Genomic DNA, 18,751 nt, shown 5'->3' on the forward strand with positions numbered 1-18,751 from the left:
AGAAACGCAGACAAAAACCATCGGATAAACCGATCGTTTAGTCTGACGACATGGTAGTGGGACAGCTGAAGCTGCCCGTTTCCGCTGGTCGAAACCGGTTACCCGCAGGTAACAAGGATTGATAAACAGGACGCTAATAAAAGCGCCAAATAGAGTCAGAATGCTGATTTTACGGCGTGACGCCGTTTGTTGCGCCTAACCTAATCTTTCATTCTGCTAATGAATAGTGGCGATAATCTGGAAAATGCAATTATCACGTGACTAAAACAAAAAAAGCGGGTGCTTTCGCACCCGCTCTGTTCATCAACTGAACTGACCTTTCAGTCACTACACAACATGAACCTGCAGGTTCTGCTGCACCAGCACATCGCCCAGGGTGTTATCACTGGTCAGCGCCGAGTTGTGGTAGATCTCAAAGACTCTGCCCTCAACGGTACGCTCGCCCGTCACTTCCCAGATTCCGCCGTTGCTGTTAGCCAGTGTCACCTGGCTGCCATCTGCGCCTTTGATCAGCAAATCGTCACTCTGTTTATCCGTGATATTGAGTGCTTCGTTGAGATCGAGCTTCACGGAGTTGGTTCCGGTTTTACCCAAATCGAGCACCTCAATGTGTTCGACCTTCAGGCCCAGCGCGGTGAGATCCAGACTGAGATGCTCACCATTCAGCACCAGGGTATCGGTGCCTGCGCCGCCATCAATATGGGTAAAGTTAAGGTCACTGACCGTCACGATATCCGCCCCGCTGCTGCCGGTCACTGTCGCCCCCTCAATGGTGCTGCCATCGGCCAGCGTAATCACGACGCCGCCGATGGTGTACCCCGCCTCCTCTGCCGGTGCCGCTGCCACCGCGGCGTCATTTGCCGCCGCGTTTTCACTGCTGCCGACGGGTGTCACGGTATCCGCTTCGGTGATCAGCGTGGAAGCCACTGCCACATGGGCGCTGCTCTCGTCGCTGCTGGTGCTGCTGTTATGCTGCGTCTCCGCGCTGGCGACAGTAGCGCTGTCATCCGCCACCGAGAACAGCGCAACCGATTCGTTTGCCGCCAGCGTCACCGGTAGCACGGCACCCAGTAACAGGGTATTGGTGGTCGAGTAGCTGTTACCGGCCGCGTCGGTAATCGTGACTTTCGCCAGCGTTCCCAGCGACAGCAGCAGGCCCCCCACCGACAGCAGTGAAGGTGAGAAGTTAACCGCGTAACGCCCCAGCGCATCGGTCGTGGTGTTCAGCGTCGGGCCGTTGTTGCCGTTGGAGAGCAGCAGCGTAACGTTCACTTTCGAGCCCTGCGCGGCATTCAGCGATCCCCCCTGCACCACCAGACCCGCCAGTAAGGAACCGACGATGCTCAGCACCGGATCGACCCCGACCAGCGGCTGATTGTGCGACAGCGCGGTAAAGCTGCTGGTGCTGGTTGCGGTGTTGCCGCCAATATCCGCCACCGTGACGGTGAGAGGATGGCTGCCATCGGCGATCCCTTTCAGCGTCGCTGACGGCACGCTGATGCTCCATGCGCCATTCGCACCAATAGTAGTGGTAAGGATATTGCCCGCCACGTTCACCGTCACCGTGCCGCCCGCCGCGTTGGTGCTGGTTCCTCTGATGGTTTCAGTACTGTTGGCTTCCGCAATATTGAGGTAGCCATCGCCGCCAAAGAAGCTGTTGACGCTGACCGTTGGCGTGGTGTGACTGACCACACCCAGCGACGCCGAGGTGTTGCCAATGCTGCCCGCACCGTTGGTTACGCTGGCGGTGACAGTCTGCAGACCGTCAGTAATGGCAGCAAGGTTAGCCGCCGGAACAGAGAGACTCCAGTTGCCGTTGCTGCTCACCGTCGTGCTGTAAGTCTGACCACCCAGCGTGACACGCACGACCGATCCCTCGGCGTTGCTGGCGGTGCCGCTGATGGTCTGCGCCGTTTTCACATCCACCGCGCTCAGCGCACTGTCACCAAACAGCGAGGTAATGGCGACCACCGGCGTCGACTGACTGATGACGCTCAGCGTTCCGCTGCTGTTTGCCACGTTACCGTAAGCATCGGTGCCGGTGACCGTGACGGTTTTACTGCCGTCAGTGATAGCAACCAGATCCGCTTTCGGGACGGTAATACTCCAGTTGCCGCCGCTGACCACTTTGGTGGTGTAGGTCAGGCCATTCAGCGTGGCGCTGACGGTTGAACCGGCAGAGAGGCTGGACGTCCCGCTCAGGGTCTGGTTAGAGGCCAGATCCGCGGCGCTCAGCACACCATCGCCAAACACCGTATTCACCGACAGGGTCGGCTGGAACAGTCCCAGTGACACGCCCGCGCTGGTGCTGCTGACGTTTCCGACCGGATCGGTGACGGCCGCGCTGACGGTGAAGTTCCCGTTCAGCAGCGTTGACAGAATCGCTGGCGAGACGGCGGTTGAGAAACTGCCATCCGCGTTGACCTGCGCGTCGACGATAGTGTTGCCAATCGTCAGCCTGACGCTGCTACCCGCAGCCAGCCCGGAGACCGTGCCGCTGATGGTCTGAGTCACCAGCGACTCCGCCAGGTTCAGCACGCCGTCGCCAAACAGCGGACTGAGGGTGACTTTCGGCAGGTTGTGAATACCGACCAGTGCCCCGGCCGTGGTGCTGTTGGTGTTACCCGCGCTGTCGGTGACGCTGATGCCCACGGTCAGATTGCCATCTGCAATCCCCTGCAACAGCGCTGGCGTCAGCGAGACGTTAAAGTTGCCATTGGCATCGGTCGCCGTCACCAACTGCTGTGAACCTACCGACACCACCACGCGCGATCCCGCTTCCGCGCCGCCAATCACCCCACCGATCACCTGGGTGACCAGCGAATCCGCCACGTTCAGCAGACCGTCGCCAAACAGCGGATTCACGGTGATGGTCGGCAGCAGCGTATCGACCCGGATACCGGCGCTGGTGCTGGCGGTATTGCCCGCCGCATCCGTTACCGATGCGCCCACCGTCAGGTTGCCCTGCGCCAGCGTGCCCAGAATATCTGGCGTCACCGTGGCGCTGAACGCCCCGCCCGCACCCACGGTGGCGGTCACCTGGCTATTTCCAACCGAGAGCGTCACCACACTGCCCTGCGCGACGTTGTTCACCACCCCGCTGATCACCTGTCCGGTGGCGATATCAGCCAGGTTTAGCACCCCATCACCAAACAGTGAGGTCAGCGAGATTGATGGCGTCTGAGTAAAGATGCCGATGGATGCGCTGCTGGAGGCAACGTTACCCGCCACGTCTCTGACGCTGACGCCCAGCGTCAGATTGCCATCCAGCAGAGAGGTCAGATCGCTGCCCGGCAGGTTAACGCTCCACACTCCACCCGCCTGCACCGTCGTGCTGTAACTCTTGCTGCCAAAGGTGACCGTTACCTGGGAACCCACAGCCGCATTTTCTATCACGCCACTGACAAGCTGTCCGGCAGCGGCTTCCGCAATGTTCAGCAGGTTATCACCGCCAAACAGCCCGGTGAGCGCGCCAACCACCGGCACCGCATCGACAATCGCCGTGACGGTTTCACCGACGGTACGGGTGTTGCCCGCGGCATCGGTCAGGGTGACATCAAGCGCAAGATTGCCATCGCTCAACAGACCCAGCACCGAAGGCGGCACCACGATGGCCCATTTACCATCCTGCCCCACTGACGCAGAGAGCGTTGTGCCGCCCAGCACCACCGATACCGTGGCACCCACGCCCGCCGAGGTCGCAACCCCGGAGATAGTCTGCGCCACCGTAGTATCCAGCGCGCTGAGCGTGCCGTCGCCGAACACCGAATCGACCACCAGCGTCAGGGCACTGTTGACCACTTTGTTGACCGTCAGCGTGGCGTCGGTCTGGTTGCCCGCACCGTCATTGACCCGCACGCCAAACACCAGCGCACCGTCAGTGAGACTCGACAGAACATCCGGCGCGAGATCGATGCTCCAGCGTCCGTCAGCACCCACCGTTGCGGTGGCGATCGGCGCGGCATCGCCCAGATAGAGACCGATGGTCTGGCCTTCTGCTCCCTGCGCGCTGCCGGTCAGCACCTGGCTTAGCACCAGGTCAGCGGCGTTGATCACGTTGTCGCCGAGGAAAGCGTCGACCAGGACCAGCGGCGCGGCGGTATCGACCGTCACCGTCTGGGTGGTCGTCGTCACGTTACCAGCCGCATCCGCCAGCTGCGCGGTGATCACCGGCGAGCTGCCATCGGGAAGAGCCTGCATCGCGCTGGCAGGAACCGTTGTGGACCAGGTGCCGTTGCTCTGCACCACGGCGTTGTAGGTCTGATTATTGAAGGTCACCACCACCGTGCGACCCACTTCGCTGAGATCGGCGGTGCCACTGATGGCCTGGCTGGTGGCACTTTCATTGCCATTGACCTGGTTGTCACCGGTAAACGGATTGAGAGTCAGTGCCGGTGGCGTAAGGTCGATCAGCACGTTACCGCTGGTGGTCACAGGGGTAGTGCCATCGGTAGCATCCACCGTGATGGCGACGCTGCCGTCCGCATTGCCAAAGGCGCTGACCGGCAATGCCGCCGTTGACCAGTTGCCCGACGCATCCAGCGTAGTCGCGTACTCCTGATCACCAATCGACACCGTCACTACCCCACCCGCACCGAGGTTAGCGGAGGTGCCACTCACTACCACACCACCCGCCACGTCCTGAGTGCTGATGATGTTGTCGCCCGACACCGTGCCCAGCGTGACCAGCGGCCCTGGCGGTGGGGTAAGATCTACCGTCAGCGCAACCGTGCCGTTGGCGGTATTGCCTGCCAGATCGGTCACTGCCAGCGCCAGGGTCGTCGATGGACCAAAGGTGGCCATCTGTTCTGGCGTCAGCGTTACACTCCAGTTGCCGTTGGCTGTCACTATCGCGGTGCCAAGCAGCGTGTCATTCAGTGAGATCGAAACCACTGATCCCGGCTCGGCTCCCGCTGCGGTGCCGCTGAGACTCTGCGGCTGAATGCTCTCGGTGTAGTTCAGCGCATTGTCACCGGTAAAGGCGGCAACATTAAGCACCGGTGGTGTGGTGTCGAGCACCAGCGAGCTGTTAATGGTGGTGCTGTTGCCCGCCGCATCGGTTGCTGTCACGGTAACCGGATAGGTGGCATCCGGCAGCAGTGAAAGCTCCGCCGTTGTCAGTGGCACCGTCCAGTTACCATTGGCATCCACTGTCGCGGAATAGGTTGTGCCGCCAAGCGTAAGCTGCACAGTCTGATTCGCGCCCGCCTCACCGGTGGTTCCGCTCAGCGTTACTCCCGCGGCCACATCGCCGCCATTCACATAACTGCCAAGGAATTCCGGATTGACCGCAGGCTGCGGCGCGCTGAGATCTGCGGTGAACGGCAGCTGCGCCGATGCGCTGTTGCCCGCCGCATCCACGACGTTAACCGTCAGTGATTGCGCACCGTCACCCAGTGAACTCAGGGCGTTGGCAGGAATGTTAACAGTCCAGTTACCGTTGCTTGCCACCGTGCCAGAATAGAGGCTGCCGTTGACATCCACGGTAATGCTGACAGCCTGGTTCGCCCCGACACTGCCGGTGGTGCCGGTCAGGGTCACCCCTGCCGCGGCTTCACTGATGTTCAGCAGGTTGTCGCCGCCAAATGCGCCTGGGTTGAAGGTCGGCACAGGCAGCGCCACCTCTGTCACCACGTTCTGCGCCGTCGCGTCGCTGTTACCCGCGATATCGGTCGCCGTCACGGTAATGGTGTGGGTGCCGCTGGTGAAGGTGGCTAACTGCGCTGGCGACAGGGCCAGAGACCAGCTGCCATCGGTCTGCACCGTGGCTGCCAGCGGCTGACCGTTGTTAAAGCCGGAGATGAGCACCGTTACCGTCTGTCCGGCACCGGTAATGCCGGTTGTGCCACTGAGGATCTGTTCACCGGCCGCCTCTGCTGCGTTCAGCGCACCGTCTCCAAACGGCAGGTTCAGCGTCACGTCCGGCAGCGCATTCACGGCCACCAGCACAGTGCCACTGGTGCTGCCGACGTTGCCGTTCGCATCGGTAACCGTCACGCTCACCGGCCAGTTGCCATCCGGCAATGACTGCAATACAGAAGGCGGCAGATCCAGCGACCAGCGCGAACCATCCGCACTGAGCGTAGCGGAATAGACCGTGCCATTAACGGCTACCGTAACCGAGGTGGCATTATCAATGTTTACCGCACCGGTCAGTGATCCGCCTGCGGCGGCCTCCTCAGCATTGATACGGCCATCAATAAATGGCGTATCCAGCGTTGGATTAGCAATCGGCGTAATCGCAGCGACGAACGTTTTGGTCGTTTCAATGCTGTTACCGGCCCGATCGGTGGTAATCAGGGTCAGCGTGTGTTCACCGGTTCCCAGGCTGGCGATGAACTCTGGGGGCAGGCTGGCAGTCCAGTTGCCATTGGCATCGACCGTCACCGACAGCGGGATATTGTCATCGCCTACCGTGACGCTCAGGGTCTGGCCCGGCACGACGGTGGAGGTGCCGGTGACCAGCTGAACGGAACCGGCTTCGCTGATATTAATGATGTTATCGCCGAACAGTGTCGTGTCGAAGGCGGCTGAAACAGGATCACTCTGCAGGATCTCAACGCCTGCGGTAACCTGCGCCGGATTACCGGCACCATCCGCGGCGCTGACCACCACCTGTGTCAATCCATCGGCCAGGCCCGTCAGCGCGCCCGGTGCCAGGTTCAGCGTCCAGTTGCCGCTGGCATCCGTGGTGGTGCTGAAGTTCTGCCCGCCTACAGAGATGTTCACCACACTGCCTTCCGGCAGATTGGTACTGTCACCACTCAGCGTTAACGCCCCTTCCGCATCTGCCGCACTGATCAGCGCATCGCCAAACGGCGTATTCAGCGTCAGCGCTGGCAGGGTATTAAACGCGACCTCCAGTGACGTGGTGCTGTCTGTGGTGGTATTGCCCGCCGCGTCGGTGACCGAAACGGTAATCGCATTGGGGCCGTCCGCCAGCTGCTGCAGGTCAGCGGTCGGAATAGTAAGTGACCAGTTACCGTCGGCATCTGCCGTGGTGGTATAGCTGACGTTATTCAGCGTCACCGTCACCGGCAATGCGCCCGTGGTGCTGCCGCTGATGGTGAGATCCTGCAGCGACTCCGCCAGGTTAAGGGTATCTCCCGCATCGACCGTGATATTCGTCAGCGCAGGCGGTGTGGTAATGAAACTAACCTCCTGAGTGGCGGTCGCCGGATTGCCTGCGACATCAGTGGCGGTCACGGTAAAGATTTGCGTGCTGCCCGGAGCCACGCTGGTAAAGGCAGCAGACGGCACATTCACCGTCCAGTTGCCGTCAGCGTCGAGCGTGGTGCTGTAGTCAGTGCCGTTAAACGACACCGTCACCAGCGTACCCGCTGCCAGCAGGGTGCTGCTGCCGCTGACCGCAACATCCGCTGTGGCCTCGGTGGCGTTAATCACATCATCGCCGGCTACCACGTTCATGGTCAGCGTCGGCTGAACCTGCTCGCTGGCCAGCACGACCAGGCTGGTGCTGGCGCTGGCCGGATTGCCAGATGTATCCGCTGAGACCACGACCAGCAGCTGATCGCCATCCGGCAGATTACCCAGATCGGCGGCCGGAACGGTCACCGTCCAGCTGCCATCGGCTGCCACCGTGCCGCTGTACTGAATGTTATTCAGCGTCACCGTCACCAGCTGGCCTTCCACCAGGTTGTTACTGGTGCCGCCGATGTTCAGATCCTGTAGCGACTCAGCCTGGTTAAGGAAGTTATCGTCACTGATGGTCCCGATGGTCAGGGTTGGCAGGTTCAGAGTGTCAGCATCACGCGTCAGAGTCTGGGTGGCCGTGGCCGGGTTGCCCGCGGCATCGGTCATTGAGACAGCAACGGTGTAGTTGCCGTCTGCCAGTCCCTGCACGACGCTGGCTGGCAGTGTCACCTCCCAGGTGCCGTCAGAGAGCACCTGAGTGGTGTAATCGACGTTCTGGAAGCTGACGGTGACTGTCTGTCCGGCATCCGCTACCGACGCACTGCCGCTGATAGCGACCGCTTCCAGCACCTCTACCGAATTGATGATGTTGTCGCCACCGATGGCATTGACGGTCAGCACTGGCGGCGTGAGATCGACCGTAACGGCGCTGGTCAGCGAACCACTGTTACCGGCGGCATCGCTGGCATTGACCACCAGCGTAGTAACCCCCTCGCCCAGCGTCTGCACCTGATCTGCTGTTAAGGTCAGCGTCCAGTTACCCTGCGCATCCACCGTAGCGGAATAATCATTCCCGCCCAGCGTCACGCTGACGGTCTGGCCGTTGCCCGCTACACCGGTGCTGCCGGTCAGCGTCTGGCCGCCCCCCTGTTCCGCCAGGTTCAGATAACCATCGCCAAACGGGGTGTCTATGCTGACGGCCAGCGACGCCGTCGCCACGGTGATTTCACGCGTTTCGGTTACCGGGTTACCCGCCGCATCGCTGACCGTCACGGTCAGGATGTACGCCCCGGCCGGAATGCCGGCCAGCGAACCCGCAGGCAGCGTCAGATTCCACTCGCCGTTCTGGTCAACCGTGGTGGTCCAGGTCTGGTTGTTCAGGGTAATGGTGACCTGCTGTCCGGCTTCGGCATTGCTGTTGCCGCTGAGAACTATCGGCGCGGTGCTTTCGGCAATATTGATACTGTTATCGCCCGCAACCGTATTCAGTGTCAGGGTCGGTGGCGTCAGATCCACCGTCACGCTGCCCTGGCTGCTGCCGGTGTTACCCGCTGCATCCTGGACTGTGACGGTATAGTTCAGGAGATCTTCCGGCAGACCGGCCAGCGCGGAAGCCGGCACGCTGATCTGCCAGTTGCCATTGCCGTCGACGGTGCCGTTGTAGGTTGCGCCATTCAGCAGCACGCTCACCGTCTGGCCGTCACCGGTTATGCCGGTGGTGCCGCTCAGGGTTTGTGCTGTGGCGATCTCGCTGCTGTTGAGCAGGCCATCGCCAAAGGCCGAGACGATCTGCGGTGCTGGCAGCGTCGCCAGCACGCTGAGCGCTGCCTCGCTGCTCAGGGTCGCCCCACCGCTGTCCGTTGCGGTGACCGTCAGGGTGTAAGGCCCATCGGCGAGCGCCGTCAGTGCCTCAGCCGGAACGATCACTGTCCAGCGGCCGCTGGCCGAGACCTGCGCGGTGTAGCTGATGTTGTTAAACAGCAACGTGACCGTGCTGCCCTCTGTCACGTTCACCGACGTACCGGTGACGACCAGGGCCTGACCCAGCTCCTGCGCATTCAGGTAGTTATCTTCGCTGATGGCATCCATCGCCAGGCCAGAGGCATCGCTGTTGACGTCAAAGGTGAGATTGCTGGTGGAGGTGTTGCCCGCCACATCGCTGACTGCCACGGTAAAACTGGCGCTGCCATCATTAATCGCGGCCAGCGCACCGGCTGGCACGATCAGGCTCCATGCCCCGCTCGCCTGCACGGCGGCGCTGTAGACTGTGCCGTCAACGGTGACGGTGACCAGCTGACCCGCTTCGACGTTGGTGGTGGTGCCGGAGAGACGTTGATCGGTGAGGCGCTCAGCGCCATCGACCACGTTGTTACCGGCAAAGGCATCCAGCGTCAGGGTCGGCAGTGTGCCTGGCTCCACTTTCAGCGCCAGGTCGCGGCTGGTGGTGGTGGCATTTCCTGCCGCATCGCTGGCGGTCACGGTCAGCGGATAGCTGCCGTTGCCCAGCCCGGTGTAAACCGTGGCGGGCAGCTCCAGCGACCAGACGCCGTTGACGTCTGCGGTGGTGCTCAGGGTGGTGCCGTTGAAGCTGGCCACAATCAGGGCGTTAGCTTCGCTGCTGCCGGTCAGCGTCAGCGGCTGCTGACTTTCAGCGGCGTTAATGATGCCATCGGATGGCGTAATGAAGTTCAGCACCGGAGGCAGTGTATCCACCACCAGGTTGCCATCAGCCTGGCTGCTGTTGCCCGCCACATCACTGACGACCACGGTGTAGCCACTATTGCCCTGCGGCAATGCAGACAAGACATCGGCCGGAACGGCGACCTGCCAGTTGCCTGCAGCATCGACCGTGCCGCTGTAGTTGTTGCCGCCCAACGTCACGACGACGGTCTGGCCGTCGCCGGTCACGCCAGTGTTACCGGTGATCGTACCACCGGCAGCGGCTTCCTCTCCGTTCAGAATGCCATCATCAAAGGCCACGCCCGGGGTCGCCACCGGCAATGCAGTGGCGATCACCGTCAGGGTAGCGTCGCTGGTCGCCAGCGGCTGTCCGTTAGCGTCGCTGGCGGTGGCGGTGATGGTCTGCGGGCCGTCTGCCGATCCGGTAAAGGTGCCTGCCGGTAAGGTCAGGCTCCAGCTTCCATCTGCCGTCACGGTGGTACTGACCGTGGTGCCGTTGGCCAGCACGGTAACAATGCTGCCATCAGGCAGACCGCTGGTGCTGCCGCTGACCACGACGGCGCCACCCAATTCCTGCGCATTGAGGTAGTTGTCGTCACTGACGGGTGCCAGCGCGATCGACGGCAGAGTGTTGTCCACACTGAAGTCAAGCGTGCTGCTGGCGGTGTTACCGACGGCGTTGATGACGCTGACGTTCAGCGTCTGGTTGCCTTCTCCCAGCTCAGCCAGGGCGCCCGCAGGCAGAATAATGCTCCAGTTGCCGCTGGCCTCGACCACACCGCTGTATTCGATGCCATTCAGGGAGATGATCACCTGCTGGCCCGGTTCGACATTCGTGCTGCTGCCGCGCACCGTTATCGGCTGCAGCTGCTCCGCTGCCGTGACGATGCCGTCACCGGCGAAGGTGCTGCTGTCGATGGTCAGTACAGGCTGCACGTCCGACGCGGTTGCCACATTCAGATCAACCACCTGGCTGCTCTGATTCCCGTTAGCACTGGTTTCCGTCACCGTCACCAGATTACTGCCAGGAGGCAGCGCCGCCAGCGCTTCAGGGGCGATCTGCAGCGTCCACTGGCCGTTAACGCCAACGGTGGTGCTGTAGAGCTGGTCATTGAGCTGGACCGTGACCACGTCGCCATTCTGACCACTGCCACTCACCACCAGCGGCTCTGCCAGTTCCCCGACGTTCAGCGCGTTATCACCGCTGACCGGCGCGACGACCAGCGGAGGCGGCGTAGTCGCAACCGTCAGGGCACTGTTCTGGCTGCTGCTGTTACCGGCTGCGTCAGTGACGGTGACCACCACCGGATAGCTGCTGCCATTGGTCAGACCGGCAAGCGCCGCTGGCGGAACAGCCAGCGCCCAGTTTCCGTCACCATCAACGGTGCCGGTGTAGGTCACGCCATTCAGCGTCACGCTGACGCGGTCGCCTTCACTGCCTGCGCCGCTGAAACTGAACCCTGCCGCCTGCTCAGCGATGTTCAGCACGCCATCACCCGCGGGCGCAGCGATACTGAAGTCTGGTGCCGTGGTATCCACGGTAACCGGGAATGGCGTGGTAGCCACGTTGCCACTCACGGTGGTGACGGTCACGTTGAGATCGTAACGGCCATCTGGCAACTGTTGCAGATTCGCAGCAGGCACGGTGGCGGTCCAGCTGCCATCGGCGGCAACCACTGCGTCATAGGTCTGGCCATTCAGCGCAAGGCTGACGCTACTACCTGGCGTAACGGTGCCGCTGAGGGTCAGATCGGTGGCGGTTTCAGCCTCATTAATCGTGCCATCGGTAGCAATCGGGTTAACGGTCAGCGCCGGTACGCCGGTATCAACAATCAGCGGCTCGCTGATGCTGGTGCTGTTACCTGCTTCATCACTCACCGTCACGGTAATCGGATTGCTGCCCTGCGCAAGTGCCTGCAGTCTGTCTGCGGGTATCGTCACGCTCCATTCACCATTCGCGTCTACAGTGGCCGGATAGCTGGTACCGCCCAGGGTCACGCTGACGGCCTGGCCTGGCAGCACTGTGCCGGTCAGCGTCTGCGCCGCGCTGGCTTCATCGGTATTGAGTATGCCGTCAGTGAATGGCGTGTTGATTTGCGGGTCTGCCAGCGGCGCGGTCGCCACCAGCAGCGGCAGGCTGTTCTGCACATCACCCGAAGAGACGGTAACGCTGGTCGTGCCCTGCGGCAGCGTCGCCAGATCGGCAGCCGGCACGGTCAGGGTCCACGCACCGGTTTCATCGGTTGTGGTGGTGTAGACGGTGCCGCCAGTCACCAGCGTTACGCTGATCGGGCTGTTAGCCGGCAGGTTCGCTGAACCGCCGCTGAGGATAAGATCGCTCTGCGCCTCCAGGGCATTCAGCGCATTGTCGTCACTGATTGGGGCAATCGACAGCGACGGTACGGGTGAAGTAACCACGCTAAACTGCCCTTCAGCAGGCAGCGCCGGGTTACCGGCCACATCGGTAATCGCCACGGTGAAGGTTTTATCGCCTGCACCGCCCAGCGATCCGGCTGGCAGCGACACACTCCAGCTACCGTTCGCCTGTACTACGCCATCGTAAGACTGGCCATTGATGGTCAGCAATACCGGCTGACCTGCCGGTACGCCGGTGACGTTACCGGTGACCAGAATGTCGGTGAGCTGTTCAGCGCTGTCGACCTGATTATCGCCGGTCACGGGATTAATGGTCAGCGCCGGCGACGTTGCCGCCAGCACAGTGACGCTGGTCGGTACGGTGCTGCTGTTACCATATGCATCGCTGAGTACCACATCCACCGGATAGGTTGCGTCACCCAGTTGGCTGATAATCGCGGCGGGCACCGTAACACTCCACGCGCCATCGGTATCCACGGTGGCGGTGTAGGTCTCGCCATTGAAACTCACCGTGACGGTGTCGCCCTGGGCCCCCCCGCGTCCGTCGAGTGTGAGATCCTGAGTGTGTTCAGCGATATTGATATAACCATCACTGCCCGGCGTGGAGACTTCCAGCAACGGCGGTGTGGTGGCGAAAATCAGCGAACTGCTGGCTGGCGTGGTATTACCATCGGCGTCTGTCGCCACTACCGATACCGGTTGGGTACCGTTGGGCACATTTACCAGGTCGGATGCCGGAACGGTGACACTCCAGCTGCCACCCTGCGCCACCACGGCGCTGTAGGCCACGTTATTCAGCGTGACGCGGATGATGTCGCCTTCGTCGCCGGTTCCGCTGACGATTAGCGGCTGCTGCGCGTCGCTGACGTTGATCACGCCATCATCGCTGAGATCGTTGAGCGTCAGAGCGGGCACCGCGGTAGCCACCCGCAGTTCCGTATTCTGAGTGCTGATGTTACCGGCCGGATCGGTCACGGTGACGGTCACCGGATAGGTCTGATTGGTCAGCGTGCCGAGATCGGCCACCGGGACGGATGCACTCCAGTTACTGTTTTCGTCAACAATGGCGGTGTAGGACTTACCGTTTAATTCCACCGTCACGCTGTCGCCCGGGGTGCCGGTTCCGCTGATTTGCAGCGGCGTAGTGAGTTCGTTGTTGGTCAGGACGCCATCACCGCCCGGTGCGGTAACGGTTGCAACCGGAGGCTGCGTGCTGACCGCCAGGGGCTGCGTCTGCGTGGTGGTGTTACCGCTGGCATCAGTCAGCGTAACTACCAGCGTATAGCTGCTGCCATCTGACAGGGCCTGCAGCGCCGCTGGCGGCAGATCCACCGTCCAGTTGCCCTGCCCATCTACGGTGGCGCTGTAACTCTCGTTATTCAGCGAGACAGACACCACTTCGCCCGGCAACGCACCTGAACCGCTGACCGGCAGACCGGCAGCCACTTCGCTGCTGTTGAGAATGCCATCGCCGCCTGCGACCTCTGCCACAATCAGATTCGGTGGCAGCGTGTCGACGCTGAAGTTGAGCGTCTCATCCACGCGGTTGCCTGCTTCATCAATCGCGGTAATGATCAGGCTGTTGGCGCCCTGTGGCAGTAAGGCGAGATCGGCGGCCGGCAGCGCCAGGCTCCAGCTGCCGTCTGCATTGACCGTGGTGCTGTAGGTTTTACCGTTAAGTTCCAGTTCAACCTGCTGGCCCGGCACGGCTTTGCCAGTGCTGCCGCCGATCAGCAGATCGCTGCCCGCTTCCACCCGGTTGAGAAGGCCATCGGTGATTGCGCTCTCCTCCAGCGTGATTTGCGGCAGCGTGGCTGCGACTACATTCAGTTGAGCGGAGTCGGTCAGCAGTGCGCCGGTGGCGTCGGTGGTGGTGACCGAAATCAGTTTTACGCCGTCGGTGATAGTGGTGAGATCGCCTGCCGGAACAGTGACGCTCCAGAAGCCATTGCTGTTCACTACCGCGCTGTAATTATTGCCATTAAAGTTAACCTGCACCGCCTGGCCCGGGTTAACGCCTACCGCAGAGCCGCTGATGATCAGATCGCTGCTCAGCTCCTGCTGGTTAAGGAAACCATCAAGGCTGACAGGTTCACTAATGGAGACCACGCCAGGTTCGCCTGCCGCCGGGGCGACGTTAATATCGCGGGTGTCGGTAGCTGAGGCGCCTGCCGCCGTTGTGACGCTGACCGCGATGGTGCTGCTGCCCGCCGCCAGTGCGCTGAGCGCCGCAGAGGGGATCTGCGTGCTCCAGCTGCCATCCGCGTTGACCAGCGCAGTGTAATTTTGGCCGCCCAGGGTAATGGTGACCGTCTGGCCCGCCTCCACGTTGCTGGTGCTGCCGGACAGCGTCTGGTCCAGCGCTTTTTCGCTGTTATCCAGCAGATCGTCACCGGCAAACAGGGCGATCGTCACCGTCGGCGTACCCGGTTCCGCTGGCGCTTCCACCGCAATCACCCGATCTTCGCTGACTGTTACGCCCGCCTGATTGGTGACTGTGGCCGCGATAGTCGCGTTGCCCGCCGTCAGTGCCGCCAGCGCGCTGGCCGGGACGCTCAGGCTCCAGCTGCCATCCGCGCCGACCGTGGCGCTGTAAGTCTGGTCGCCCAGCGTAACGGTCACGACCTGACCCGCCTCGACATTGGTTGAGCTGCCGCTCAGCAGCTGATCGCTGGTTTTCTCATCGTTGCTCAGCACGTCATCTACGGCGAACTGATCGAGCGTGATAGTGGGCTGGCCCGGCCCGGTAACCGGCGGCTCAACCGTGATCGGCAAGGTGTCGCTGACGGTAGTACCTGCCGCGTTGCTGACCGTGACCACCAGCGAGGCAGAACCTGCTGCCAGCGCACCGAGTGCATCGGCCGGAATGGCAATGTTCCAGCTGCCGTCGGCGCCAACCGTTCCGCTGTAGTTCTGGCCGCCCAGCGTCACCGTGACAATCTGGCCCGCCTCGACGTTGGTGGTGCTGCCGGAGACCGCCTGCGCTTCCAGCTTCTCATCGTTGCTCAGGATGTTGTCGTCAGCAAAGGCATTGAGGGTTAGCGTCGGGGTGCCTGGCCCGGTGCCCGAGGACTCCACCAGGAAGTCGCGGGTTTCAGTGATCTGAGTACCAGACTGATCTGTCACCGTCACATTCAGGGCTGCGCTACCGGCTGTCAGCGCTGCCAGTGAACTGGCAGGAATCGACACGCTCCAGCTGCCATCCGCGCCGACCGTGGCGGTAAAAGTCTCTCCGTTCAGAGTGACAGTGACCTGCTGGCCTTCACCGATATTAGTGGTGGTGCCGCTCAGCAGCTGATCGCTGGCTTTCTCGCTGTTGCTGAGGATGTCATCCCCGGCAAAGGCGTCGATGGTTACGGTGGCTTCACCCGGCTGCGTTACCGGGGCTTCGACAGTGACTGGCTGCGTTGAAGTGACTGTGTCGCCCGCTGCATTACTGACCGAGACGGTCAGTGTGGTGGTGCCTGCTGCCAGCGCATTCAGCGCGGCTGACGGCACGGCGACGCTCCAGCTGCCATCACCCTGCACGCTGGCACTGTAGGTCTGACCGCCCAGGGTAACCGTCACGATCTGCCCGGTTTCGATATTACTGGTGCTACCGCTGACAAGCTGATCGACCGCTTTTTCGTCGTTGCTCAGAAGGTTGTCGCCGGCGAAATCATTCAGGGTCAGAGACGGCACGCCCGGTTCCGTTACTGGCGTCTCAACTGCGATATCGCGGATTTCGGTAGTGCTCACGCCATCGGCATTGCTGACGGTGACGCTGATGGCATTAGCTCCCGCAGGCAGATTACCCAGCGCGGCTGCCGGAATAATTACACTCCAGTTACCACTGCCATCGACGGTGCCGAGGTAAGTCTGGCCACCGAAGGTGACTGTCACCGTCTGGCCCGCTTCGATGTTGGTGGTGGAGCCGGAGAGCGTCTGGGCCGTCCCTTTTTCATCGTTGCTGAGGATGTCATCCCCGGCAAACTGACCAATGGTGACGGTGGGTTCGCCCGGCAGTGTGACAGGCGCTTCCACGGTGATGGGCAGCGTGCCGGTCACGGTATCACCGGCCACATTGCTGACTGAAACCGTCAGCGTCGTTTCACCTGCCGCCAGGGCGCTCAGGGCCGCCGATGGCAAAGTAACGCTCCAGTTGCCCTGCGCATCAACGCTGCCGCTGTAAGTCTGGCCGCCCAGGGTGACGGTTACCAGCTGACCGGGTTCAACATTGCTGGTGCTGCCGGTGAGTGTCTGATCGGTGACTTTCTCCCCATTACTCAGCACGTTGTCCCCGGCAAAATCATCCAGCGTGACGGATGGCGGGCCCGGAACGACCGGCGTATCAATGCTGATCGCGCGGTTTTCACTGGCTTCAATGCCAGCCTGGCTGGTGACGACCGCGGAAATCGCAACCGAACCGGCTGCCAGCGCATTCAGTGCCGCAGGCGAGAGCGTGACGCTCCAGTTGCCCTGCGCATCCACTACTGCGCTGTAGGTCTGATCGCCCAGCGTGATGGTGACAACCTGGCCCGCTTCCACATTGGTGGTGGTGCCGCTAAGTACCTGATCGCTGCTTTTCTCGGCATTGCTGAGAATGTCATCACCGGCAAACTGATCGATGGTGATAACGGGCGTACCCGGCTGAGTCAGTGGTGGTTCTACGTTTACGGTCAGGCTACCGCTGGCAGCGGTTCCTGCCTGGTTAGCAACGGTGGCAGTCACCGTGGTGGTGCCGGATGCCAGTGCGGTCAGCGCATCAGCAGGCACGGTAATGCTCCAGCTACCGTCGCCTGCCACGCTGCCGCTGTAGCTCTGGCCGCCCAGGGTAACCGTGACGATCTGCCCGGCTTCGACGTTGGTGGTGCTGCCGCTAAGAGTCTGATCGCTGGTTTTTTCTGCGTTGCTCAGCACGTCGTCGCCGGTAAACGGGGCGATCGTCAGGGCTGGCACGCCAGGGGTGGTGTCAGGTGCCTGCACCTGGATACCCAGGCTGGCGGAAGCCGCCGTGCCCGCGGCGCTGGTCACACTGACCGAAATGGTGCTGCTGCCTGCAGCCAGCGCCGAGAGTGCGGCAGCCGGAATTGAGACGCTCCAGCTGCCATCCGCCCCCACAGTGGCGTTATAGCTCTGTCCGCCCAATGTCACACTGACCTGCTGGCCCGCTTCGACATTGCTGGTGCTGCCGGACAACGTTTGTGGCGTGGTTTTTTCGCTGTTATCCAGCAGGTTATCGCCCGCAAACGGGTTCAGGCTAATGGACGGCGCAGCCGGTGTGCCGGGATCGGCGGCCGCGACGGTAATGGGCAGGCTGCCGGTGGTCGTCGTGCCCGCCGCGTTAGTGACGCTGACGTCGATGGTGGTGGTGCCTGCGGCGAGTCCCGCCAGCGCGGCAGCAGGAATAGTGACGCTCCAGCTGCCGTCAGCACCGACGGTGGCGTTGTAGGTCTGGCCGCCCAGCGTGACAGTGACAATCTGACCCGCTTCGACATTACTGGTGGTGCCGCTCAGTACCTGATCGCTGCTTTTTTCCGCGTTATCCAGAACATCATCGCCAGCGAATGCATTGAGCGTGATAGCAGGCGTCCCCGGCGTGACCGGTGTTCCAGGATCGGTGCCACCGTCATTGCCGCCACCGTTACCCCCACCGCCGCCGCCACCACCACCGCCGACGCCAACGGCCAGACCGGCTAAGCCGAGCACACCCAGACCGCCCGCCGTTATCACACCCATCGAGGTGTTGGCGTTATCTGCCAGCAGCAGCGGCTCTACGCTGTCGAGTGATTCATAGGTTGGCGTGACCGACGTGGAAGCGAGTTCAGCCCCTTCTGCGGTCTGCGGAAAGAGCGCGTGTTCCGGTGGGTTGACGCCATCATCGAACACCAGTTCGCTGTGCTGGCCATCGGCGTCGTCGAGGAAGAATTTCTGATAGCGGACAGTCTTGCCGTCGCGCATATGCAGCACCAGATCGTTACCCTGGCGCTCATACTGCGTCACCATGTCGCGGGTGCCGCTGATGCGCACGACGCTGGGCTCGGTGAGGTTAATGGATTGTGACGAACCGCTGACGGACTGCGAGATGAGTGTGCCGTTTTCGCGCGAGATAATGTCTACACGGCCTTGCGTGAGTTCTGCCATTTGTAACCTCTACTCCACCAGATTAGCTAATATACTGAATCCATAAACATAAAATTATTTTATGCTTACAGTGTTCACACATAGTTTCACCTTCTGAAGATCAGAAGATGTCTTAACCTGGTGTATGTCGAAACGGCAAAGCCAAAGCTGGTCACACGCTCTAATCAGAGTGGCGAGTGACGGTGTTATTGTTAGTTTTACTTGTACAGACTCACGCAAAATGTAACGTTTCTGACAGATTAAGTTTTAGCGTAGCCGTGTTAAAAAACAATTTCAATGTACAGATTTCATTATGTTTTAATCTTCATTACATAAGCCTCACTTGAAATAAGGCTTTCATAAAATCCGCTTTGCCTTTGTTTTTACATGTCAATTTATTGCTGACTGTTTCCGGAAATGATGCGGAAAGGTTAAAAAA

At 61.3% G+C, this 18,751-nt stretch carries 1 protein-coding gene; it reads right to left on the reverse strand.

Annotated features, from left to right (window positions below; translation table 11 throughout):
* Positions 1-327 precede the first annotated feature (327 nt).
* Complete coding sequence (locus tag ACMGGP_RS11825) at positions 328-18,333, reverse strand: Ig-like domain-containing protein (protein WP_498798466.1); 18,006 nt, start codon at positions 18,331-18,333, stop codon at positions 328-330.
* Between the last annotated feature and the right edge of the window lie 418 nt (positions 18,334-18,751).

This window comes from Curtobacterium sp. BNK-1 (genome assembly GCF_048685235.1).
GTDB lineage: Bacteria > Pseudomonadota > Gammaproteobacteria > Enterobacterales > Enterobacteriaceae > Pantoea > Pantoea agglomerans.